The organism is Archangium violaceum Cb vi76, from assembly GCF_000733295.1.
Taxonomy (GTDB): Bacteria; Myxococcota; Myxococcia; order Myxococcales; family Myxococcaceae; genus Archangium; species Archangium violaceum.
This window is the reverse complement of sequence record NZ_JPMI01000201.1, coordinates 80,352-103,136: the sequence shown is the minus strand read 5'-3', so window position 1 is coordinate 103,136 and position 22,785 is coordinate 80,352. Positions and strand designations below refer to the sequence as shown.

Below are 22,785 nucleotides of genomic sequence, written 5' to 3'. Positions count from 1 at the left end.
CAGTGGCACCCTGGTTCGACGGTACGTGCCTCCAGGCGTCAGCTTTCCATGAACAGGTGTGAGATGACTCGCGGGACAGACGTGGAGCAATTTCAGGCCGAACTGGTGGACGCGTGCTCTTGGGGCGAGGAGGAGCGGGCTCGCGAGGTGGTTTCAAGGATCGGAACGGAATCGAGCGCCAGGGGCGCGCTGGAAGCCATGCTGGAGGACTCCGATGCGCTCGTACGACAGGCAGCGGTGTTTGGTCTGGGGGTGCTGGGCGGCTCCGCTAGCGCCAGGCGTCTGGAGCAGCAGCTTGCTCTCGAAGAGGCTCGGGAGGACTACGACGGGGATTCCGTTGTCGAGGAGATCATCAGGGCTCTGGGACGGATCGAAGACGCCGATGCACGGCGGGCGCTTGTCCGAAAGCTGGAGCGACTGGCTGCGGCCGGACCGGAACCGCGAGACGTGAACCCGGTGGCAACCGCACTCTGGAAGAGACGCCACCCGGACCTCTTGCCCATCCTGCGGCGAAGTCTGGACCAGATGGACCCGAAGGACTGGGGCCTCCTGGAGGGTCTGCACGTTCTTCTGGAGAAGACTCCGGATGAGCTCCTGACGTGGGCTCGCGAGCCCTCGGTACCGGTGGAACGCAAGACTCGGGTCGTCACGGTGCTCGACGCGGAGCTGCCACTGGCACTGGTTGCCACGTTGCCTTCCTTCATCCTCGCGGCGGCGTCCATGGTCGAGGATGCCGTGCGCCACGAGGGCGAAGCTTCCAGGTACTGCGACCGCCTCTTCTCCCTGCTCTTGCTGTACAAGGAGCAGGTGTTCCCCTCGCTTCCGGAGGAGGTTCGTACCGAGTTGCGAACCCTGGCCCGGAGGCTGGTGGTCTCGGTCGACCCCAGCTGCTCTCTGGGAGCCGCGGTCGTGCTCAAGCATGTTGGGCGCCCAGAGGACGCCGCGCTTCTCGAAGCCCACCGTCCAGCCGAGCCAACTCTCGCCAAGGTGTTCGAGGAGGCCTCGCGAGTGCTGCGCGGCTTCTCACAGGGCTGAGCATCCTTTGATGATGTCAGGACCGGCGAGGGGAGGGCGTCGGGTGGGGCGCGTGGGGGCTTTTCCCCGCTGATGCGAGGGTGCTTCCATGTCTCAGGACAGATTCCAGACCAGCCGTGAGGTGTACCACCGTATCCGGTGGGACCCCCGGTTCGACGCGCGCGAGTTCGTCATCGGCTACGACGCGCATGGCGAAACCATGGAGGAGATGCCCTTCGGGGCGTTTGCTCCCGATGGGGAGATTCCCTGGCACCGCGTCTGGTACTTCAAACGCGGTCACGAGCTGGTGTGGGACCGCCGGGAACGCATCGACCGGTTATCCTCCCTCACCTTCAAGACCTCGGAAGAGGTTGTGCCTCCGCCTCCGCCTCCGCCGCCTCCTGCTGCTACCCGTGAGGCTGCCCCCCGCTTCACCCCGCTGCCGCTCTATCGCTACGACGCACGAGCCAATGCCTGGGTCGCGGTGGAACAGTCTGTTTCCACCGCGGCCCGGCCCGCTCCCGCGGAGCTCACGTTCGCCACGTTCAACGTCCTGTTCGACCTGTACGATCCGGAGTTGCTCGCCACGCACCGGCGGACCGCCGCGACGATTTCCCTGCTGCGCTCGGTCGATGCCGACGTCATCGCCTTGCAGGAGGTCACCGCGCCTTTCCTCCGCGCGTTGCTCGAGAAGCAATGGGTGCGTGAGCATTACTTCGTCTCGGACGGACCGGATGCCTCCACCGTCGAGCCCTATGGACAGGTCCTCCTCTCCCGGTATCCATTCGCCTCGCTGAGTCAGTGCGTCTTCTCCCGTGACAAGCGCATCATCGCGGGTGAGCTCGCGCTCCTGGATGGTTCGCTCTGGGTGGCCACGCCGCACCTGACGAGCAATCGCGATCCCGTGAGAGCCAAGGCGCGCACCGTCCAGGTCCAGGCCCTCATCGAATGGGCCCACTCGCTTGGCGAGTCTCCTGACCTCGCGCTCGTGGGTGATTTCAACTTCGGCGACGATGCTCCCGAGGTCCAGGACTTCCAGAAGGCGGGTTTCGTCGATGTCTGGACGGCGCTGCGGCCCGGTGACGCGGGGTACACGTTCGATCCCTCCCGCAACACGCTCGCCGCGCTCACGACCACTTCCGGCCGGCGTCAGCGTCTCGATCGCGTGCTCGTACGCTCGGCCTCCGGACGGCTCGTTCCGCACGAGGTGGGGCTCTTCGCCGAGGCGCCGCTCTCGGGTCCCCCAGGTCCCGGCGGCGATGCACTCTTCGCGTCGGACCACTTCGGGTTGAGCTGTGTGCTGAAGCGGGGCGCCGCCTCCGTTCAGGCTCCGGCTCTCGCGCTCCCCAGGGCCACGCGCCGGCCTCTCACGGAGCCTCTCGTCCGCCAGTCGTGCCTGGTGATCGTCCCTCCCGAGGAGGTGTGGGCTCCCATCCAGGCCCTGCGTGCGGTGCATGACTCGAAGTTCGCGCGCTGGATGCCCCACGTGACGCTGCTCTTCCCCTTCGTGCCCGAGGATTCCTTCGGCGAGGCGGAGGCGCTCATCACGGAAGCACTCCAGGGCATCGAGCCCTTCGAGGTGATGCTCTCGGGCTTCGGGTATTTCGAGCACAGCAGCGACGTGACGGCCTGGCTTCGTCCCGACGATCGTCCGCATGGTGCGCTGAAGGCCCTGCACGCCGCGCTCGAGAAGGTCTTCCCCAAAGGTGGGTCGCGGGGCCGTGAGCCCGAGTTCGACTTCACACCGCACCTGACCGTCGGGCAGCTCCCGCGTGCTCCGGCCGCCACCATCCGGCGCACGTTGGCTACCTGGGAGCGGGACTGGCGTCCCATCCGCTTCGAGGTGGGCGACGTGTGTCTCACCAGCAAGCGGGGGGATGGCCCGTTCGAAATCCGCCAGCGCGTGCCGCTCGGTGGAAGGTCACGTTCCGGGGCTTCCCGTTCCACCCCTCCAGCGCCGTCCAGGAGTGCCCGTACCTCCGCGGAGGAGAAGGATGTGCTCCGCACCGTGCTATCGGCTCGCGGAGAGTGGCCCTCCTCCGAGACCCGGCAAGCGCGTCAGGCGGTGGTGGGCAGGCTCGAGGCCCTGTGCGCCCGGGTCGGCGCGGAACTCCTCCCGTACGGCTCGTACCTGCTCGGCACGGACAACGCCGGGAGTGACGTGGACGCGGTGGCCGTCGGGCCCGCGAGCCTCTCCCGCGAGGACTTCGCCCAGGCCCTCACCCGGCTCGTGGCCGAGCAGGAAGGCCCCGCGGCCGCTCGCTTCGTGGCCGATGCCGCGCTCCCCCTGGTGAAGCTGTCGCTCAACGGCGTCCACTTCGATGTGTCGTACGCGCGCCGGCCCGAAGGCGTGGAGCCCTGTCCTCCGACGGAGCTGCTGGCGCGGTACGGCGAGCGGCTGGACACCCCGGGCTTCCGCTCGCTCAACGGGTGGACCGATACGCGGGCGCTGCTCGACTCCGTGGAGCACGAAGGCGCGGGAGCCGAGCGCTTCCGCACCGTGCTTCGCGCCGTGCGCTCCTGGGCGAAGGCACGCGGCGTGTACTCGCATGCCCTGGGTTACCTGGGTGGGTTGTCCTGGTCGGTGCTGGTGGCCTGGGCGTGTACGAATGCACCCCGCGAGGCCATCCGCTCGGACAGCGGGCTGCTCGCGTACTTCTTCGAGACGTTCTCCGCCTGGCAGTGGCCTCGCCCCGTGACGCTGACCGCCGGGACCGCGGGTTACCGCACCAGCGACCGGAGGGACCTCATGCCGGTGGTGGCTCCCGCGCTGCCGCCGCGCAACACCGCGCGCAACGTGTCGCGCTCGACGCTCCAGGTGCTGCGCGACGAGCTCTCCCGGGCGCGCGAGGTGGTTCGTCGGGCTCGAGCCGAGGGGACGGAGGCGGCCTGGGCCGCGCTGTTCGAGCCGGTGGACCTCGAGAAGGAACTGCCCGTGCGGCTGCGCGTCTCCGTCGAGGCTCCTTCTCCCGAAGCACGTGAGATGGCCTCGGGCTGGGTGCTCGGGCACCTCACGGCGCTGGTGTACCGGCTGGAAGCGGACCGCAGGCTCTTCGCCCGGCCCTTCCCGAACGCGGCACCCGAGGGCCCCTTCCTCATTGGCCTCTCCTCTCGTGACCCGGGCGGCCACGAGGCCCTGTCTTCACGCCCCGGAAGCGCACTCGCCCGGACGATGGACGAGTTCCGTGCGTCCTTCCAGGAGTGGAGCCACCGGCCTGCCGGGGCGGTGCTCTCCCTCGAGCTCGCCCCGCGCTGAGCCGCTCAGAACGTCGCGAAGATGAGCACCTTGCCCAGGGTGTCCGCGCCTCGCCCCGGGCCCACGAGCCCATCGGCGAGCGCCAGGAAGTCCGGTGCCTGCTCCACGTGCTTCGCCACGAGCTGGAAGGTCTCCACCGCCGCCCGGTCCAGCTGCTCCTGTGATTCGGCGGTGGGGGAGGACTCCTGGCACAGCTCCGCCACCCGGGGATGGCCCACGAGCGTCAGGCGGAGCAGTCCCACCCGCAGGGCCAGTCGGAACACGTACGCGAGCAGGCCCGGTGCGTCGATGAGCGGGTTGCGCCAGGCGAAGTGCGCGGCGTAGTTGTCGAAGTACTGCCGCACCCGCGCGCCGTGCAGGGCCTCCAGGTGGCTCCACCGTTCCGCGTAGGTGCGCCACGCCGCGTCCAGCTCTCCCGGTGTGCCTTCCTGGAGCCCGAGTGATTCCAGGACGCTCCGGGCGAGGGAGGAGAAGCGCTCGCCTCGTCCCGCCGCCATCCGCGCCCTCAGCACCGAGCTGAACAGGCCCACGCATGGGCCTCCCGGAAGCGCCAGCCCCGAGAAGTCCCGGTGCACCGCCTCCAGCACGTCCGGCGAATCGAAGCGCTGGAGCACCTCGTTCAACCGTGCCTCGGCCGCCTCACTGTCCTCTCCCCGGAAGGACTCCGTGCCCCGGAAGTAGAAGCCGTCCAGCCCGTGCGCCAGGTGCCCGAGCATCGCGAGCCGCGAGGCGAGGGGATATTCGCGCCGGTGCAGCAGCCGCAGCAGGGCCTCGCGCACCGTCTCCGCGTGGAAGGCCCAGGCGTCCTCCGCGTCAGCGGGGATGTGTCTCGCCGTCTCCGGCCGGGGAACGTGCGAGGCCGCGAGGGGCGTGGGCACGGGCTCCACCGCGTCCTCCTCCAGCAGGCACAGACGCGCCACCTCCGGGCAGGCCAGCGTCCCCGAGACCTCTACCCGCTCGCCCCACCGGGTGACGGCGCGTGGGAAGGTGGCGCAGATGTCCGGCAGCACCGTGTCCCCGTGGCGGCGCTGGAGCGAGCAGAGCCGCTCCGTGTCCAACAAGGGGCAGTGCCCGTCCGGGCGCATCTCGATGAACGCGTGCTCCGTGGCGGCTCCACCGGGATTCGGAGTGATGCACCGGTGCAGGCGCTCCGACTCCTCCGCGCTGCCCGCCACCGCCGCCCGCATCCGCGCCCACTGCGGCTCGCTCACCGGTACACGCAGGCCCGTGCAGCAGGTGTCCTCACAGCGCTCCGCGATGCAGCGGAAGCGCGTCATGTAGCGCAGCAGGAGGGGCTCGGTGGACATGAACGGCCGGGATCATACCTCGACGCGCCGGCCGTCACATCCAGGTGTCACGGCAGCTGCTGGAGCGCGTCGAGCGCCGCCTTGGCCTGCACCAGCCCGTAGCCGTAGCGAGCGTCATGGCCCGTGTCACCCAGGTCCTTCGCGGTGCGCTCCAGCAGCGTGCGCACCTGGGCGGCCGTCAGCTCCGGGCGCGCGCTCCACACGAGCGCCGCCACGGCCGACACATGCGGCGCGGCCATCGAGGTACCAGGGAACTCGGCGTAGTCCACGCCCCTCAGCTTTACGTGCACCGGCCTGCCCAATTGATCGAGCACGGCCGCTCGCGACTCCCGGCCCACCGCCAGCGAGGGCACCCACGAGAGCCCCGGTCCATCCAGGAACTTCATCCAGGACTCGTTCTCGGAGTAGTCGGTGCCGAAGATGATGGCGCGCGCGCCCTGCTTCATCACGTTCTGCGCGGCGCGCGAGGCCCTCGAGTCCCCGGTCAGCCGCACGTAGGCCACGAAGCCATCGCACGTGGAGCCCTTGCAGCCGTAGGCCTCGCCCTGGCCACAGTCGACGAGCGTCCCCGAGTACTCACCCGGCGGTGAGAAGAAGAGCGAGCGGGAGTTGTACTCCGCCCCCTCCGCGTCGAGCGACGACACCGTGGCCGCCTGCATGCTGATGGACGAGAGCACGTCCACTCCGGGCGCCACCAGGCTCAGCCCATTGCCCCGGTTGGAGAAGGAGGCCACCTCCCCGTTCCTGTCCACCGCGCCCACGGCCAGCACGGACGGATAGGCCGCCGGGTAGCCCAGGGGGGCTTCATGGTCCGGGCTGCTGTCGTTCCCCGATGCCGCGACGAGGAGCAGCCCCTGGTCCTGCGCGGCCTGGAAGGCGTCTCGCGCCGTCTTCCCCAGGTCCATGGTCGCCCCGAGCGACAGCGAGGCGATGCGGGCGTTGTTCTTCACGCACCACTCGAGCGCGGAGAGCACCGCGCCGATGCTGGCGGTCTCGTGCACGTTGAGCACCCGGGCGATCAGCAGTTCCACGCCGGGCGCCACGCCCACCATGCCGCCCTGGTTCATGCCCGAGAGGGTCGCGCCTCCCGAGGCGAGCTGCGCCGCGATGATGCCCGCCACGTGCGTGCCGTGGCCGATGCCCCTCACGCCCTCCGTCTCGTCGCTCGGGTCCTCGTCTTCGTCCACGAAGTCGTAGCCGCCCACGTAGGGGATGGTCAGCTCGGGGTGGCGCCGATCCAGGCCACTGTCGATGACGCACACCCGGATGCCCTCGCCCACGGGCGCTCCCGTGTCGAGCTCGCCGTCCTCGTTGGCGTCCCACACCTGGGGGGCCTGCACCATGCGCACCGAGCCGGTGTACTCACCCACGGAGCCCGCCTTCGTCGTGGGCAGCCGCAGCGCCTTGAGTTGCACGTCCGGCTCGATGAGCTCCACGTCCGGATCCGCGGCGAGCCGGGCCCGCTCCTCGGGCGTCAGGCGCGCGGCCACCGCCGGGACCGAGCGGTATTGCGCCGTCACCTGGCCGCCCAGTCGCCGCACCGCGGCCGCGCTCACCCGGTCTCCGGAGCGGTAGCGCACCAGGAAGGACTCGCGGCCATCGCTCGCCTCGGACCGGGTGGGCAGGGTGCCCGCGTGCACATCCGCGCACGTGTTCTTCTCCAGCTTCGAGACATCCTCCCCGCCCGAACACGCCGCCATGGCCAGAAGCCCGAGAAATGCCCATCCCCGCCTCATCATCGCCCTCCTTTGCCGCCGTCGGGGTGAGGTGGGCAGAAGCGGGGGCAGTGGCCAGGGGGGCCTGGATTTTCCCGAGGCACGGAGTACCCGGGTGCACAGAGCCCAGGAGGTTCCGTTGCTTGCAGGACGAGCGGGCGGCCCCGCCGTGCTACACCACGCGGGTGTCCGACTTCTCCCTCCCTCCAGAGCTCACGCGCGAGCCCGAAGTGCTCATCGAGTCCCCCCGCTTCTCCGTGGTGAAGCGGCGCGCGGATGGGGGCGTGGATTTCATTTCCCCCCTGCCGTGTCCCTACAACTACGGTTGCATTCCAGGGCTGGGCTCGGGGGATGGAGATCCCCTGGACGTGGTGGTGCTCGGTCCGCGTCTGCGCCGGGGCGAGCGCCTGCGTGTGCCGGTGGTGGGCGTGATTGCCTTTCTCGACGCGGGCTGCGCGGACCCCAAGGTCATCTGCAGCACCAAGCCCCTGAGGCCCGTGGATCGGGCGGGCCTGGAGACCTTCTTCCGCGTCTATGCCCTCTTCAAGCGGGTGCTGCACTTCGTGCGAGGCAAGCGGGGCGCGGACACGCGCTTCGTGGGCTGGCTCCCGGACGTCACGCGCCCGTCAGCATGAAGCGCCGCAGGAGCGCGGGGGGCACGGGGCCGAACGAGAAGAGCTCGTCGTGGAAGTGGGCCTCGTCGAAGCGGCTCCCGCGCTCGCGGCGGCAGTCCTCCTCCAGCCGCTCGAAGTCGAGCGCGCCCAGCAGGTAGGTGATGGCCTGCAGGGGGATGCGCTTGTAGCGGAGCACCTCGCGCCGCGCGTTGGGCTCCGGCATGCAGGCGTGGTGCATGAGGTAGCGCACCGCCGCCTCGTCCGTCATGCGCCCGGTGTGAAGGCCGATGTCCACCACCACGCGCACGGCGCGCAGGGCCCGGGCCACGAGCGCCGTGAGGGCCTCGGCGGCGGTGTAGAAGCCCGCGCGCCGCATCCGCTCCTCGGCGTAGGTGGCGTAGCCCTCGATGTTGAGCATGGGCCCGAAGTGGCCGCGCGCCATGGCCACGTGGTCCGTCACCAGGAGGAAGCGCACGGGGGCGGGGTGCCGCGAGAAGGCGCGCTGCCAGGCGACGCTCTGGAGGAAGTGGCCGGGGATGCCCTCGTGCACGGCCAGCAGCGCCGCCCAGACGGTGGGGTGCGCGGCCGCCATGGGGGCCAGCACGAACCAGCCCACCTTGCGCGGGTCCAACAGCGGCGCGGGCCAGTTGGTGCCCCGCACGTCCACCATGCCCGGCGGCAGCGATTTGAGGCCCAACCGGAGGCCCTCGGGCACGTTGAACAGCTCCCGCTCGTGGATGAAGCGCTCGGCGCGCGCGATGAGCTCCCGGTAGAGGGGGATGACGTCCTCGTCCCGCTCCGGGTGCTCCGTCTCCAGTTCGAGGAGCAGGGTCCGGGCTTCTCCCAGGTTGGTGAGGGTGGATGGGGCGCCGGGGAGCTCCCGGGCGAGCTGGCCGGAGAGCTGGAGGATGGATTCCCGGGCCCGTTCCAGCACGTCCTCGGCCTGGCGCACCAGCTCCTCGGGCGAGGCGGTGAGGCCGAACATGTACCGCAGCCGCCACTGGTACTCGTCCTCGCCGAGCACCACGGGGACGTGCGTGCGCGGCAGGACGTGCTCACGGAGGAACTGGCGGTGGGCGGTGAAGGCCCGTTGGGCCTCGCGGGAGGCTTGCTGGAGCTGCCGGGCCTCCGCGGCGGAGAGTGTCACCTGGTGCGCACCGGGCAGGGCGGGGAGGTGCTCGAAGTACCGCTCGATGACGGGGAGATGGTCCTCCGCGAAGTCGTGGACGATGTGCGGGTCCGGGACCTCTCCGGTGGCGACGCCCTCGGCGAGCAACTGTTCCTGCTGCCGCAGGAAGGTGGGGATGCGCGCGGCCCGGCTGGCGATGGCGGCCCAGTCCCCGGCCGTCTCGGCCTGGCCGAGCTGGTACTGCAGCATGGTGTGCGGATAGGTCGACAGCTCGACATTGCGCCGGTGGCCGCGCAGGTCCTCGTAGGTGTGGACGTGGAAGCGGGTGACGTCGAGCATCGCCAACCGGTCGAGCTGGGCGTCGGGGGGGAGCTCCTCGGGGGCGAGGTGCTCGAGCCGCGCGAGGACCTCGCGGTGGAAGGCGTACTCGTCGCCCAGCGCGGAGGGGGAGAGATCCTTCAGCCGGTCATCCAGGTGGTGGAGCCCGAGGGTGGTGGCCTCCTCGGGCTGGGTCTCGAGGTAGCGCTCGAAGAACGAGGCACGGAGCCGCAGGAAGGTCTCGAGAGCGGGCGAGGAGGCCTTGTTCATGGCCCCTGAAGTTAGTCACAGCACCAGGGGTGGGTGGAGTGTCGGACCCTGGACGGTCCGGGACCTGTTCCATCTTCCACGGACCGGGTGCCTCGGGCCCGGGATCGCCTGGATGCACACCATGCGAGCGGGCCACCGCTCGTGACGCCTCGGACAGGACACGGCGGACAGCCCATCTTTCGAGGGGGCTCGGGTCCCCCGAGGGGAGGCAGGCGGGCGAGATGGTCGAACTGGAGCAGAGCGTGCTCATCCGGCGTCCTCTGGACGAGGTCTTCGCGCTGGCGAGTGACCCGAAGAACGACCCGGACTGGAGCGCGGTGGTCGAGCAGGTGGAGACGACAGGGCCACTGGGGGTCGGAGTCCATCTCATCCAGCGGGTGCACCTGCTCGGGCGGCGCGCGCATGTGCCCGTCGAGGTGCTCGAGTACGAGCCTCCCGTGCGCGTGGTGCTCCGGGCGAGCATCCCGCACATCCAGGTGATGGGTTGGCGCCTGTTCGAGCCGACCCCGGAGGGAACGCGCGTGGTCTTCCGCACGCAGGCCCGGCTCGGTGGCCTGTTCACCCTCACCACGCCGCTCTTCGTCCGCACCGCCCGGAAGCACCTGGAGGAGGACCTCGGGCAGTTGCGGCGGCTCCTGGAGTCCGCTTCCTCGCCGCAGCCGCTCCAGGCGACGTGAGGTTCAGGTCCGGTGCGACGAGCAACTCGCGCAGATCAGATATCTACAAGAAAGACGCGCTTGTCGTTGGAGATGCCCCACACCTTGTTGCTCGTGATGACGATGCCCTTCAGAGGAACCGGGGCCTGCAGCGCCTGCCCGGTCGGGGTTCTCGACCGGCCCTCTGCGCCCGCACGCGACATACGTGCAACACGGATGGATGAAGCTGCCAACCACCCGTAAGCACGGCGTAAGAAAATGGAGGCGGTCCCCTTGGACCCCTCGTCGGGCAATACGCGGCGAGCCCTCCGCCATCACGGACCGAAGGCGCGACGGGTGCTTCGCTACCGGTCCACCCGCACTGCTCGGTAGAATGCGGACCTCACCCTGGAGGTCCCGAACATGAAGTTCTCAGTCACTCGTACGCTCGCGACGATGGCATCCGTTTTATCCATGGGGCTCATGCCCGCATCTTCCGAGGCCGCCTACACGGTCACGGTGGTGAATCACAACATCACCGGTGAACGCACCGACAACTATCCGGATTGGTTCGGAGTGAGAGACCAGGTTCTAAACGGTGCCGACGTCGCGACGATGCAGGAGGTCTGTTCCGCCGACTTCGCGGAGTTCCAGGCCTTCTTCGCGCAATATGGTTGGCATACCGCATTCATTCCGATGTCGAAGTATAGCGAGGGAGACGTCGACAAATGCGGCGTCGACGGCGACCTGGGCCTGGTTCTCGCCGCGAATCGCCCTATGGCCCTGCACGCCTACCGTTTGCCTGTGATGGGCAGGTATCACGGCGAGTTGGGCTATCCAGGCGGCAGGGAATTCACTCTGTTCTGTGCGGACGTACCCGGTATGCCGACGCCTGGCCTGTTCACCTTCTGCACGACGCACCTGTGGAGCGGCCACTCCAGCGTCTCGGACGCCCAGGACTTCGAAATCCGTGCCGAACAAGCCACCAGAATCAACAGCATTTTGAAGCCACTCGTTCAGGCGGGGCGCCGGGTCGTGTTGACAGGCGACTTCAACAGCAAGCCCGACTCGTTGGCGATGGACAGGATCTATCGCGTCAACCCTGACGGTTCGGTCAACACCAATAAGGTCTTCTGGGAAGTCGACAACTCCTACGACCCAATCTGCGGGGCCAACAAGCTTTGCCGCGACGGCCAGCCGACGATCCAGTTTACGAATGGCAACTGGGCGAAATACGACTACATCTTCGCTGGCAACGTGGGCGTGAACGGTCACACCGGTCTGGCGCTGACGAACATCTACTCTCCGGGCAACCCACCGACCTCCACTCATAGGCTGATAAAGGGTTGGGTGAACTTTCAGTAGCGAAGTCGCTTTGATGCCGGCGGCGAGCGCCTCGCCCTGGGTTGCGGTGATGTGGATGTCCTGAAGATGGCCTTCACCCAGGCCCCTGCCGCGCACCTGTTCGGAGGGCGGCAGGGGCTGGCGTGTACCCAAGGAGGCCGCGCGGGGGGGGGGGCCTGGAGCGCGACGGGAGGGCCTCCTCGGGGCCCTCCTGACTCCCGCCCCCAACCCCACTGCGTCCGCCCGACAGGGGCCCAGTCCTTCCTGTGCTTCCCGTCACGCTCCCGTCACACCCGTGCTGTTACACAGGCCCGCATGAAGGCTTTCACCAATCCTGTTGAAAGCCTTCAGCCGAGGGCGAATACCATGATGAAGCCATCCAGGAAGTGGAGCCGGGCCGAAGTGTTGCAGGCGCGTGGCGTGATGATTCTCGGTGCGGCGCTCGTTTTGTCCGCCTGTGGGAGCCTCGAGGAGGCCTCTGCTCCCGTCGAGCAGGTGCTCTCGACCGCGAAGCAGGCCGCGGTCTGCGAGGATTGCGAACCCGGGGGCGGGGGGGGAGGTGGAGGGCCCGTCCCTCCCCACATCGAATTCTTCGAGGGCAATAATGCCTCCCAGGACTCACTGGGCAAGGTCTACCTGCCCCCCAACGGCGAATTCCGTTCCTATGATCTGACCGCGGCGGGGACCAACATCGGCATCCCCAACGACGAGGCACGCTCCATGGTGCTTCGCAATATTCCCCCGGGGACCCTCATCGTCCTCTGCGATTGCCCCCACTCGCCGGTGGAGTGCCTATTCACGGACAGGGCCTACTACAAGGTCTGGTATGAAACCATCGTGTCGAAGACCATTGGCTCATTCGAGACGGACCTCCCCTCCGGTGAAAACCTCGCCATGAGCTATTGGCAGCACCCCTGGCTCAGCGGCAGCGAGCGGGTCTTGGATGGCAAGGTGTCCGTCATCCAGGTGTTCGCTCCAGGGGTCCCCGCCGAGGTCGTCAACTCCGTGGGCTGTGATTACTGAGCCCGCGCTCCACAACAGGGGGCGCGCTGACTGCGTGCTTCACGGCGCCCCCCTGCTGCCTGCCGGCCTCAGACATCCCATCCAAGAGCGGAGTGGGCCGTTCACTCACCTGCCGTGGGGTCTCCCGGACGTCAGTACACGCCGGAGTTGCAGACCTTGTTGGGCGTCTTGGAGTTGTTGTTGGGGCTGTTGGTGGTGAACAGCACCGTCTGGGTGGCGCCGGGGTTCAGCAGGCTGGTGGGGTCGGAGTAGTTCCACTTCCCGGTGGTGCGGTTGGTGAAGTAGTCCCAGCGTACCCATCCGCGGCCTCGGGCGAACCAGAAGCGCTCGGCCTCGGGGCTGTTGTAGTATTCCGCCGTGCCCGGGTTGTCGGAGATCCAGTGGTACCGGTCGATGATGACGACATCGATGGTGCCGAGGCTGCCGCCCATGGCGAGGGGCCCCTGGTAGCGCAGGAAGTGCCGCCCGTGCGCCCACGGATCCTGCCGGCCCGTGTAACGGCAGGTGCTCTTGTCGAACCACTTGATGGTGGTGCTGAAGCTGGTCTCCTGGCCCACCGTCCAGACGCGGGGCATCCACATGCTGCCATGCGGAGTGGCGTCATAGGAGTTGTTCGGCGAGCCCGGAGGCGCGGTGGTATCCCGCTCCAGGGCGATCGCCGTGTCGGAGATGCCGAAGCGCTCCCAGAACGTCGTGTTCGTCTGCTTGACGTAGTAGAGCTTGTTGATGGGCGCGCCCTCGAACAAGTCCTGCTGGAGCTGGTTGGGATCCGAGCCGAAGTGCAGGGCATCCCCGTTGTTGAACATGTACTCGATCACCAGGTCATACACCTGGCCGGTGTCGGTGGTGGTGGGGGCGAACCGGGTACCCGCGTGCGCCGAGGCGGGATCGAACAGGGTGCCGAGCATGGCGGCCGCGACCGTGGCGGCCATCCGCTTGAAGGAAGACTGCATGGGATTCTCCTTGGGGGGGTGAGAACGGCGAGGGGTTGTTGATGACGTCAGGGAACTCCGACCTCGCGGAACAGGAGCTCCCGCTCCACCTTGAATTTCACCGGCTTGCCATCGAGGAGCGAGCCCTTGGGAGCGTCACCCATCTGCAGCTTCGCGCCCTTGACGTTGGGACGGTCCTCCACATCCACCAGCAGGCCTCGAGAGAGCTCCTCCTGGGTGAAGCGCCGGTCCTTGAACTTCACCCGCACGACGTGGTGGAAGTCCGGGCTGCCAGACAACTCGTGCACGAGGAAGGTGGCGCCGGGCGAGCCAAAGAGCCGGTAGAGCAGCCGCGGTACCGTGGCGCTGTTGGGCACGAGCTGGCTGTGCCAGGGGACGGCCTTCACCTGGACCTCCACGTCCTTCCACTCCGGGCTGGCCGCACCCGGCCTGGAGATGGAGACCTTGAAGCTCTTGAGCGTGCCTTCGCGCACGGCGGAGAGCTCGAACGGCTCGGCCGCCTCGAGGATGTAACCGTCCGAGGAGAAGGGGGGCTTGCGCTTGTTCCATGCGGGATGGACCAGCTTCGCCGAGATGACCATCTGCTCGGTGTCCGGCGGGGTGAGGGTGGCCAGTGGCCACAGGAACGCCGCCTCCGGGGTTCCAATCACCAGCATGGAAGGGGGGCCCGGCAGGGATGGCGAGCGCACCTCGGCGGCCCGCTGGGGTGGGACCTCGAACCGCTGCGAGGCGGGAGGAGTGGGGGCCTGCGCCAACACGAGGTGATAGGCGGGGGGAAGATCGGCGTACATGGTCAGGTCCAACAGGGCACGGGAGGACGGCGGGGGGCTGGAGCATGCGCTCCAGCCCCGGTGGGAACAGCGGGGCGGCTCAGAGGACCTTCTTGCGGACCGGCCAGTAGGTGCGGCCGTCGGCGACCCAGCGCAGCGAACCATCGGCGTTCTTCACGAACGGGATGTTCACGTCCTGGGCCTTGAGGCCGCAGCGCAGCTCCTGGAACACGCGGGCCGAGCCATCGGCGTTCCAGCCGTGGAAGATCATCGTGTGGCCGCTGCTGCCGTTGTGGGTGGTGATGGCGTCACCCATCTGCATGTCCCAGTAGCCCACGCGCTGCGTCTGCGTCGTGTCATTGAAGATGGTGTTCGTGTTCCAGCCCGGCGCGCCAACGCCCCACGCCCAGGACACCAGACCCGAGCAGTCAGAGCGGTACGGATTCCACTGCGCGGTGTTCGAGGCCCCCGTGCGGTTGCAGGTGTAGCCACAGAAGCTGTCCCACTGCCCGTTGGGTACCTGGCAGTACAGCATGCCCACGTTGACCCACTGCCAGGCGCGGTAGTCCACGTCACCCCGGGTCAGCCCCTGGGGAATGGAGGCGATCGCCTCCTCGGTGGGCGGCGCGTAGTCACCATCCGGCAGGTCCATGTCCGCACCACCACAGCCAAACAGAGACAGCGACGTCAAGGCCAGCAGGCCCGCGTTCCTCATGAGCATGATTTTCTCGCCTGGTTTTGCTCTTCGGGTGAAGAGCGTTTTCAAGTCAGACAGCAGGAGTCGATGGCTCGGACAACGGGATGTTCGTGTTCCCCGGGGTGCCGCCTGGGACCTCGGAGGAATGAACCCGGTTCATCCCGGCGTCCACCAGAAGGACGGGGAAAGGGGATTTTCGTCCCATTTCTTCGTTTTCCGCCGTCTCCGGCTGACGGGTGCCTCGGGGGGGGGCGCGTCAGTCCGCCATCAGTTGGTGCAGGCTGACGTCGAGCTGGCTCTGGACGAGACGCAGCAGGCTGTTGAGCTCGTCGGGCGTCAGCCCCAGCCGCGTGGTCAGCTCCTCGCGGATGAGCGCCATCAGCCGCTCCCGGGCCCGGACGATCCACCGCGCCGCCGTGGAGCGGGACGTCTGGTACGTGGCCCCCACCGATTCCACGGACAGCCCGTGCACGTGGTGCAGCCGCAGCAGGTTGCGATCCTGGCTGTCCAGCCGTGCCAGCGCGGAGCGGAAGGCCACGCGGAAGTCCTCCTGGTGCCGCTGCCGGATGAAGGCCAGCTCGGGGTTCACGCCGATGCTCTCCGCGAGCGCCACCGGCGCCTGCTCCAGGGGGACTTCCCTGGGCGTGGTTCGCCGCTGGTCGATGAGCAGCCGCAGCGCCACCGCCCGCACCCACTGCTCCAGCGGACCGCGGCCGGAGTAGGAGGCCAGCTTGGGGGGTGCACCGCCCTCCGGGACGAGCAGCCGCTGGCGCAGCAACTGCCGCAGCTCATCCACCCGTGCGGGCGGCTCGCGTGGCAGCCACGTCCCCACCTGGGACAGCAGCCGTGTGTCGAGCGCCTCCAAGGCCCGCGCGTCACCTCGCATGCAGGCGAAGGCGAGGAAGGCGTCCCCCGCGCGCGGGCTCGCGAGCACCTCATGGGCCTCGCCGGAGGAGGGCAGCCGCCGCGCCACATACGACAGGAAGCCGCTGACATCCATGTGCACCTCCGGCCAGGCCCCGCGCGCCTCCCGCACCAGGCCCTCGAGCGCGGCCTCCAGGCCGGAATGCGCCCGCAGCGCCGGGACGAGCGCCGGTGGCGCATGGGAGAGGAAGGACTCGGTCTGCTCGGACGGCATGCTCACCACCTCCTCGGCGGCCTACCTTCGAGACACCTCACGGACGGCCAGCCAATTGCGTACCTCACGCGACCGTGACGCCTGGGTGGAGCCGCCCCCCTGATAGGCGGCCTGGGCCTCGCGAGCCAGGGCCAGGGCCCGCGCCCGCTCCCCACGCGAGGACCAGAGGACACGGGCGAGCGCGAAGCGCACCCGGGCCACGTCGGCCGGGGCCAGCTCCAGCCGCGTGGAGAGCGCCATGGCTCGCTCCAGCAGCTCGCGCGCCTCCTGGGCCTGGCCTGCCTCCACCAGCGCCAGGCCCAACAGGCCGAGCGTCTGCACCACACGGGGATGCTCCACCCCCAGCGCCTTCTCGCGCACCGCCAGTGCCCTTCGCAGGTAGACGAGTGCCCGGCGCACCTGCTGCTGGCGCAGCGCCACGTGTCCCAGGTTGTGCAGCGCGCTGGCCACCTTGGGATGCTCCGGGCCGAGCGCCGCCTCCCACAGCTCGAGCGCCGCCTCGAAGTGGGCGCGGGCCTCGTCCAGGTGGCCCGCGTCGAGCGCCACCGAGCCCAGGTTGTTGCGTGACAGGGCCACGTCCGGGTGCCGGGGGCCCAGCCGCGCCTCCTGCAGGGCGAGCGCCTCGCGGTAGGCCGCCTCCGCCTGCCTCAACTGCCCCAGGTCCGCCCGCGCGTTGCCCAGGCTGAGCAGCACGGCCGCCGCGCGCAGCTGCTGGCCGTCCGCACCCCGCAGCATGGTCAGGGCCCGCTCGTAATGGGGCAGCGCCTCTTGAAGCCGGCCCTGCTTGGCCAACGCGTCGCCCAGGTTCACCCGCAGCATGCTGGTGCTGGGGTGGGCCTGCCCGAAGTGCCGCTCGCCCAGGGCCAGCGCCTCCTCATGGAGGGACACCGCCTCGGCCACCTTCCCCTGGAGCCGCAGCGCGGTGGCCACGTTGTTGAGCTGCACCGCGCGCAACGGGTGGTTGAGCCCGTACACGGCTTCCACCAGTCCCAGGGCGCGCGAGTAGTGCCCGGCCGCCTCGGCGTAGCGCCCCAGCCCGTTGAGGGCCAGCCCCATGCAGGAGAGGGTGTCGGTGAGGGACACATCTTGCGGTCCGCGCACCCGTTCCAGCAGGGCCTGGGCCTGCTCGCAGTCGGTGAGTGCCCGCGCGAACTCGCCCTGCCGGTGGCTCAAGCTGGCGCGGAAGCGGTACATCTCCGCCGCCACCTCCGGAGCGCCCTCGGGCCCCAGCCTCGCCAGGGCGGCCTCCGCCATGCGCGCGGTGCGCTGGGCCTCCGCCACCAGGCCCAGTCCATGTCCCTCGATACTCAGGAGGCGGTTCCAGGCGCGCGCGGCTGTCTCGTCGTCGTGCCCGGCCTCCGCCACGCGCACGGCCTCCTCCAGCACCTCGCGCGCCACGGTGTAGTGCCCGGCGGAGTCCTGTGCCTCGCCCAGCAGGTGGAGCGCGCGCGCCAGCGTGGGCCGATGCCCCAGTGCACGCAGCTCCTTCACCACTTCCTCCAGCCGGGGCAGCTCGCGCGTGTGGAAGCCGGCCGCGAAGCGCATGTGCAGCCCGTCCAGCTCCTGGCGCAACGCCGCCACCCGTGCCCGGGCCGCTGGAGCCTGTGGCAGCGGATCCACGCGGGCGAGCACGGCCCGGTCCTCGCACGCGGAGAGCGAGGGCAACTGCCGCGTCGCCTCGGGTGCCCGCGAGAGCGCCTCCCGCTCCCCTTCCTCCAGCAGCACCACCAGGGTGTGGAGCGCCTCGCGCCTGCCATCCAGGCACGCGGCGCGCAGGTCCATCAGCCGCTCGGACTGGGTCCGCCGCACGTGCGTGTCCTCGCAGGACTGCCGCTGCTGTGCCACCAGGGCCCCGGCATATGCGTCCAGGGCTCGCGCGGTGGAGTGGAAGGCCTCGTCGGGGGCGGGCAGCCCGCTCTGGAGGAAGCGCTGCTCCAGCCGGGTGCGGTGCGCCACGTCCCAGGTGCCCGCCAGCCGGGCCTCCAAGCCGGTGCACCACTCCCGCGCGGCCTGTCCTCGCGCCAGGATGAAGCCCGTGGCGGCGCTGGCCACCACGCCCACCGCCAGTGTCGCCGCCGCCCAGCGCCAGCGGCGCGCGTGCAGGGCGGAGTCGAGCCGTGTCAGCAGTGCGTTCAGGGAGGAGTGGCGCTCGGAGGGTTCCTCGGCCAGTCCGCGCAGCACGGCCCGCCGCACGGCTCCGGGGACGCCCGTGCCGCGCGCCGCTGGCCCCGCCTCCGCTCCGGCACGCGTCCGTGCCGGGCCGGCCTTGGAGGGCCACTGGCCGAAGAGCGCCTCGTGCAGCGCCACGCAGAAGCTGTACTGGTCGCTGCGCGCGTCCGCGTGCTCGCCCCGCCATTGCTCCGGGGACATATAGGCGGGCGTCCCCAGCCGGACTCCGACGCTGTCACCCCTGCGGGGGGGAGCCTCCGTGGGCGGGATGTCTCCAGCGGGTGGGCCGGGGGGCGCCCCGGCGGCGGGGGTGGCCCGGGCGAGGCCGAAGTCGGTGACGCGGACCTGTCCGTCGTCTCCCAGCAGCACGTTGTCCGGCTTGAAGTCGCGGTGCACCAACCCCACCGCGTGCGCGGCGGCCAGCCCCCGGCCCGCCTGGAGGAAGCATGCCAGCACCTCACGCCAGGGCCGGGGTGTCTCCTCCAGCCAGCCGCGCAGCGTCCGCCCCCGCACCAGCTCCATGGCGAGGAAGACGGTGTCCCCGTCCGTGCCCACGTCGTGCACCGTGACGACATTCGGGTGCGACAGCCGCGCCAGCGCCCGGGCCTCGCGCACCAGCCGCCCCCGCGCTTGCTCGTTCGCGATCGCCCCGGGCTTGAGCAGCTTGAGCGCCACCTGCCGGTCCAGGTCCGGATCATACGCGGCGAAGACCACGCCCATGCCGCCCTCGCCCACGCGGCGCAGCAGCACGTAGCGGCCCACGTGCGCTCCCGGCTGGGGCGCCTCCCCGGGCCCGGCTGGCGCCTGGCGCCCGCTGTCCTTCACGGGAGGGGGGGAGCTGTCCACTTCCAGGCCCGCCATCACCGCGCAGCAGGCCGCGCACCCGTCCAGATGGGCCTCCAGCCTTGCCCTGGCCTCCGCGGACAGGAGTCCCCGTGCTCCCTCCACCAGCTCGTTCTCGTCGGGGCAGGCAGACATGGGATACCGGTCATCCAGAAAAAGACCGGGAACAATATTCCACGGAAATTCCGCGAGAAAAAGGGATGGGCCGGTGACGGCCGGCTGGACGCGCGCGGCGGTGCGTCCGCTCCAGGTGCGCGCGCAGGAGGTTGTCGCGGATGGGTCACGAGCCGAGGTGTTCGCTGTAAAGTTACATGCATGCTCAAAGTCTTCGTCGTGGAAGATGGCGAGCTGCGCTGGCCCCCCAGAGCGGCCTTCCTCGCCCCCCTCGGCTCCAGCCCTCATCCTCAACAGGCTCCCGTTTCGCCTATACGCTTCAACCCGGTACGAGCCGACCGAGAGCGCAGGCAGCATACCCGCCCACGGAGTTGCAATAGTGCGCCTTGAAGATCAGTTCCGCTTCATCGTTCGCATCGTTGGCGAAGATCTCGATGACCATCAGGCCTTGCTGGGTGGGGTGCTTTGCGACAACCGCAGCCGCATGAACGCTCCACACCTGCTCTGGACGATGGGCGCGATTGTAGGCGACGAGTACGCCATCGACGGAGCGGGAACCGTACTGGGAGCCATCCCCCCGTTGGCCATACGAATTGTCGCCCGCGCTGCCAGAGGAGAGCCCCGTACCGCCTGCTGCGCTTCCTGCTCACCTTCACGGCGCGATTGCACACGGGCCGCCCACTGCTGCTGGACGTGCCGCTGGAGCACCAGTCCTCGGTAGATGGGTGGATGGCGCTGAGGATGCGCTCCGCACCTGCCAGTCCGATTCCACGAGCCCGGGTGGCCCGGGCCCGCGGACCGCCGCGCCCCTCAGATTCCGGGGACGCGGTGCGCCGTATAGGCCGAGTCGTTGAGGTACTTGAAGGCGTCGGAGATGATGACGCCCGTCTTGCTGCCATCCGGGTTCGTCCACTCCGGCGTCGCCTCCAGGACGGACGGAATGCCATCCCCGTCGCCGTCACCCAGATAGACCGCGACATGGCCATTCTTCACCAGCAGGTCTCCTACCTGGATATAGGCCTTGGAGATCTGCGGAATGCCAGACTTCATCGCGGAGGAGGACTGCCAGGGGAAGTACACGCCCGCATACTGGAACATCTTGTACACCAGCCCCGAGCAGTCGAAGCCCCTGACGCCCGCGGGCTGGTAGTAGTTGCCCTGCCCACTGCCGCAGCTCGAGCCGTAGTGCCACATGCCCGTGGTGGGAGCCGCGCCGAACCGGTACGACCCCGCGCAGGCTCCCGTGTAGACAGCGTCCAGCGCGGCGAGACCGTAGGAGATGGCCTGGCGGACCTTGACGGACGGCGACTCCACCACCTTGCAATGCTGCATGTAGAAGGGGATGCCGCCTGCCGGGATGCCCGCCACGAGCGTGCCGTTGAGGTAGTACCGGAACTCATCGCCGGGGACGATGGCCACGTGGGCGATGTCGCCGCCCTTCCACTCGCCCGGCGCCGCGGTGTAGGTCTGACTGGACTGCAGCCCGACTCCCGGACGGAAGTTCTGCACCGTGGCGGTGTGCGAGGAGCCCGTTCCATTCAGCAGGACGTTGCTGACCTGATAGACACCGCCGTATGCGTTCACCTTGACCCAGCAGGCCCCGGTGTGCGGCCCGGTCCTGTAGAAGGTGAAGTCGGCATGCGCGGACGGCGTGAGTGCGAGGAACGCGACGAGCGCGGAGACGGCCGCCAACGCCGTGGAACGGTAGGACGAGCGCATTCTGAGACATCCTTTCGGGTGCTACAGAGGGGGGATGCAGTCGATTATTCCGGATTATTTCTTGAATTATAAGATAACTTGAATTTCCGGTCTAGTGGATATCCAGGGGGCCGGGGAGGTCAAGGGACGGGCCACGCTGATGCGGTCACGATGGGTCCTCGCTCTCGGGAAGGGTGAACGTCTCCATCTGGTCGAGCGGACAGAAGGAGACGTTCCCGCCGACGCGGATCATGCGCTTGTTGTGGCGCGGGAAGTCGGCGACCTCCATCTCCCGGCGCTCGCCGCCGGAGAGGTAGACGAGGTCCTCGGAGAAGGGGTTGCGCAGGTGGTGTCCGACGGACGGGGTGGCGAAGCCGAGGAAGTCGCCCGGGCCCACCTCGTGTTGTTCCTCGCCGATTTCAGCGATGCCCCGGCCGGAGAGCACGTACATCCACTCCTCCTCCAATTGGTGCGAGTGGTAGACGAAGGACTCCTTGCCAGGAGGGATGCGCAACAGGTGCACGCCGGTGTGGCGCAGACCCACGAGCTCGCTCAACGAGTGGCCGCTGACCTCCGAGTTCGGGTTGAGCGGATGTTGCTGCGACTGCTCGGTGGCGAGGGGGCGGTCGGCGGCGCGGGAGAGCGGGGTCTTCGCCGCCGCGGGCTTCTTCTCGGACATGGGAGCCTCCGGGTGGGGGACCTCCCATCATGCCCGTGATTCAGTCGAACCAGGTGGGCCGGACGTGGAACTCCGGGTAGACCTTCGCCTCGAGCGGCCTCCCGGGGCGGTGGACGAGCTTGAGCATCGCCCAGCGCAGGAGCTGGCTCGGGGTGCGGAGCCCCGGCAGGAGCACCCGCGTGTCCTCACCGAGCCACGCCACGACACCGTCGCGCTTCTCCGGCGTACAGATGCCCCATGAGATGAGGCGGTCGAAGACGAAGGGAATCCTCGGCTCGTCCGGCTCCAGCAGCCCGATGCCGATGCCCACCGAGGGCAGGAGGCCCTCCGCCACATCGAGGTAGAGCTCCACCTCGCTCGAGCTCTGGAAGGGCTCGAGCATGCGCTCCACGTCGGCGCGCCGGCCCGGCCAGCCGAGGCGGGACAGGTATGCCCACACCTTCCGAGAGGGCATCGTCAGCACCAGCCGGATGGAGCGCGTGCCCCGGACGTAGGTGGGGGCGACGTGCGACAGCGCGCCCCCCGTGGGAATCGCCTCGAAGCAGCGTGCGAGGGCGCGGCGGACCTCCGGCTCCAGCGGGCCCCGCGCGAGCAGCTCCAGTGAGCGCCACACGGTGTGGCGGATGGGATGACCCTCGGGAAGCGCGCCTCGTGTCAGGCGGTGGTGGACGTAGTCCGGCTGCACGCACACCGTGGTGAAGGGCTGGGGCTCATGCGGCGCGGGCCGGTCGTGGTCGAACTCCAGCCAGATGCAGGGGACCTCCGCGTGAAGCGGGCTGCCCTCGGGTGCCCACTCGGCGCAGAACGCGCGGACGCCGTCCCAGTGTGGGCCGGAGCGCTCGGGCGGGGCCGCACCCATCTCGCGTGCCAGCTCGTCTCCGCCCCAGGCCGGTGTGAGGGTCCCGATGAAGTCCACCTGGGAGGCTTCCGCATCCAGCCGGCACTCGAAGGAGAAGTTCCGCAGCGACGGGAGCCGGTGCGTGAGGGGCTTGAAGCGGGCCATCCTCCGCCGGGGCACGAGCACCTCCGGAACGCGCGGTGCCAGCCAGGCGAACGTCTTCGGGACCGAGGGAACCACGGCGGGCCTCCAGTCCGGTGG

General features: G+C 69.2%; 17 protein-coding genes. 6 read left to right on the top strand and 11 right to left on the bottom strand.

Annotation, left to right across the window (positions count from 1 at the left end; all coding sequences use genetic code 11):
* A partial coding sequence (locus Q664_RS26970; RefSeq protein ID WP_235216885.1) for a HEAT repeat domain-containing protein occupies window positions 1–1,035 on the top strand: 1,035 nt, incomplete at its 5' end.
* 88 nt (window positions 1,036–1,123) lie between these two features.
* Window positions 1,124–4,270, top strand: a complete 3,147-nt coding sequence (locus Q664_RS26965; protein ID WP_043401856.1) for a poly(A) polymerase — start codon at window positions 1,124–1,126, stop codon at window positions 4,268–4,270.
* A gap of 5 nt (window positions 4,271–4,275) precedes the next feature.
* Here the strand turns inward: Q664_RS26965 and fliB are convergent, their stop codons facing one another.
* Entirely contained in the window at window positions 4,276–5,577 is a 1,302-nt protein-coding gene (gene fliB / locus Q664_RS26960; protein WP_043401853.1) for a flagellin lysine-N-methylase, read from the bottom strand.
* Window positions 5,578–5,624: 47 nt separating this feature from the next.
* A complete protein-coding gene (locus tag Q664_RS26955; RefSeq protein WP_052518709.1) occupies window positions 5,625–7,277 on the bottom strand; it encodes a S8 family serine peptidase in 1,653 nt (550 codons plus the stop codon).
* 200 nt (window positions 7,278–7,477) lie between these two features.
* On the opposite strand from Q664_RS26955, the gene Q664_RS26950 reads away from it, so the two are divergent.
* Window positions 7,478–7,927 carry an inorganic diphosphatase gene (locus tag Q664_RS26950; protein WP_043401892.1) on the top strand — a complete coding sequence of 150 codons (450 nt, stop codon included), beginning with the start codon at window positions 7,478–7,480 and terminating at the stop codon, window positions 7,925–7,927.
* Here the strand turns inward: Q664_RS26950 and Q664_RS26945 are convergent.
* On the bottom strand, window positions 7,908–9,623 hold the full coding sequence (locus tag Q664_RS26945; RefSeq protein WP_043401849.1) for a DUF885 domain-containing protein: 1,716 nt from the start codon (window positions 9,621–9,623) through the stop codon (window positions 7,908–7,910). The genes Q664_RS26950 and Q664_RS26945 overlap by 20 nt on opposite strands.
* A gap of 221 nt (window positions 9,624–9,844) precedes the next feature.
* Here Q664_RS26945 and Q664_RS26940 point away from each other — a divergent pair, with 221 nt between their 5' ends.
* The 3 genes from Q664_RS26940 (at window position 9,845) to Q664_RS26930 (ending at window position 12,625) form a co-directional block, all read left to right on the top strand.
* Window positions 9,845–10,300, top strand: coding sequence for an SRPBCC family protein (locus tag Q664_RS26940; protein WP_052518708.1), 456 nt, complete (start codon window positions 9,845–9,847; stop codon window positions 10,298–10,300).
* 381 nt (window positions 10,301–10,681) lie between these two features.
* Window positions 10,682–11,623 (top strand): endonuclease/exonuclease/phosphatase family protein, encoded by a 942-nt coding sequence (locus Q664_RS26935; protein WP_043401845.1) that lies wholly within the window; start codon window positions 10,682–10,684, stop codon window positions 11,621–11,623.
* A 345-nt stretch (window positions 11,624–11,968) separates the two neighbouring features.
* Window positions 11,969–12,625 carry a hypothetical protein gene (locus Q664_RS26930; protein ID WP_043401842.1) on the top strand — a complete coding sequence of 219 codons (657 nt, stop codon included), beginning with the start codon at window positions 11,969–11,971 and terminating at the stop codon, window positions 12,623–12,625.
* Between the two features lie 131 nt (window positions 12,626–12,756).
* Here Q664_RS26930 and Q664_RS26925 read toward each other — a convergent pair whose 3' ends face one another.
* The 8 genes from Q664_RS26925 to Q664_RS26890 all read right to left on the bottom strand — a co-directional run bounded on the left by Q664_RS26925 (window position 12,757) and on the right by Q664_RS26890 (window position 22,764).
* Entirely contained in the window at window positions 12,757–13,578 is an 822-nt protein-coding gene (locus Q664_RS26925; RefSeq protein WP_043401839.1) for a hypothetical protein, read from the bottom strand.
* A 47-nt stretch (window positions 13,579–13,625) separates the two neighbouring features.
* Window positions 13,626–14,369, bottom strand: a complete 744-nt coding sequence (locus Q664_RS26920; RefSeq protein WP_043401836.1) for a hypothetical protein — start codon at window positions 14,367–14,369, stop codon at window positions 13,626–13,628.
* A 79-nt stretch (window positions 14,370–14,448) separates the two neighbouring features.
* Entirely contained in the window at window positions 14,449–15,069 is a 621-nt protein-coding gene (locus Q664_RS26915; protein ID WP_043401833.1) for a hypothetical protein, read from the bottom strand.
* Between the two features lie 232 nt (window positions 15,070–15,301).
* Window positions 15,302–16,183 carry a sigma-70 family RNA polymerase sigma factor gene (locus tag Q664_RS26910; RefSeq protein ID WP_043401830.1) on the bottom strand — a complete coding sequence of 294 codons (882 nt, stop codon included), beginning with the start codon at window positions 16,181–16,183 and terminating at the stop codon, window positions 15,302–15,304.
* 21 nt (window positions 16,184–16,204) lie between these two features.
* Window positions 16,205–19,330 (bottom strand): tetratricopeptide repeat protein, encoded by a 3,126-nt coding sequence (locus Q664_RS26905; RefSeq protein WP_052518707.1) that lies wholly within the window; start codon window positions 19,328–19,330, stop codon window positions 16,205–16,207.
* Between the two features lie 789 nt (window positions 19,331–20,119).
* Complete coding sequence (locus Q664_RS26900) at window positions 20,120–21,028, bottom strand: NlpC/P60 family protein (protein WP_043401827.1); 909 nt, start codon at window positions 21,026–21,028, stop codon at window positions 20,120–20,122.
* 145 nt (window positions 21,029–21,173) lie between these two features.
* Complete coding sequence (locus Q664_RS26895; protein ID WP_052518706.1) at window positions 21,174–21,686, bottom strand: cupin domain-containing protein; 513 nt, start codon at window positions 21,684–21,686, stop codon at window positions 21,174–21,176.
* A 40-nt stretch (window positions 21,687–21,726) separates the two neighbouring features.
* Window positions 21,727–22,764 carry a hypothetical protein gene (locus tag Q664_RS26890; protein WP_043401825.1) on the bottom strand — a complete coding sequence of 346 codons (1,038 nt, stop codon included), beginning with the start codon at window positions 22,762–22,764 and terminating at the stop codon, window positions 21,727–21,729.
* Between the last annotated feature and the right edge of the window lie 21 nt (window positions 22,765–22,785).

Coding starts and splice junctions, on each gene's coding strand:
- Q664_RS26925 (WP_043401839.1), bottom strand. CDS start 13,578: ATGCAGTCTTCCTTCAAGCGGATGGCCGCCACGGTCGCGGCCGCCATG.
- fliB (WP_043401853.1), bottom strand. CDS start 5,577: ATGTCCACCGAGCCCCTCCTGCTGCGCTACATGACGCGCTTCCGCTGC.
- Q664_RS26910 (WP_043401830.1), bottom strand. CDS start 16,183: ATGCCGTCCGAGCAGACCGAGTCCTTCCTCTCCCATGCGCCACCGGCG.
- Q664_RS26935 (WP_043401845.1), top strand. CDS start 10,682: ATGAAGTTCTCAGTCACTCGTACGCTCGCGACGATGGCATCCGTTTTA.
- Q664_RS26900 (WP_043401827.1), bottom strand. CDS start 21,028: ATGCGCTCGTCCTACCGTTCCACGGCGTTGGCGGCCGTCTCCGCGCTC.
- Q664_RS26920 (WP_043401836.1), bottom strand. CDS start 14,369: ATGTACGCCGATCTTCCCCCCGCCTATCACCTCGTGTTGGCGCAGGCC.
- Q664_RS26905 (WP_052518707.1), bottom strand. CDS start 19,330: ATGTCTGCCTGCCCCGACGAGAACGAGCTGGTGGAGGGAGCACGGGGA.
- Q664_RS26930 (WP_043401842.1), top strand. CDS start 11,969: ATGATGAAGCCATCCAGGAAGTGGAGCCGGGCCGAAGTGTTGCAGGCG.
- Q664_RS26940 (WP_052518708.1), top strand. CDS start 9,845: ATGGTCGAACTGGAGCAGAGCGTGCTCATCCGGCGTCCTCTGGACGAG.
- Q664_RS26965 (WP_043401856.1), top strand. CDS start 1,124: ATGTCTCAGGACAGATTCCAGACCAGCCGTGAGGTGTACCACCGTATC.
- Q664_RS26895 (WP_052518706.1), bottom strand. CDS start 21,686: ATGTCCGAGAAGAAGCCCGCGGCGGCGAAGACCCCGCTCTCCCGCGCC.
- Q664_RS26915 (WP_043401833.1), bottom strand. CDS start 15,069: ATGCTCATGAGGAACGCGGGCCTGCTGGCCTTGACGTCGCTGTCTCTG.
- Q664_RS26955 (WP_052518709.1), bottom strand. CDS start 7,277: ATGGCGGCGTGTTCGGGCGGGGAGGATGTCTCGAAGCTGGAGAAGAAC.
- Q664_RS26945 (WP_043401849.1), bottom strand. CDS start 9,623: ATGAACAAGGCCTCCTCGCCCGCTCTCGAGACCTTCCTGCGGCTCCGT.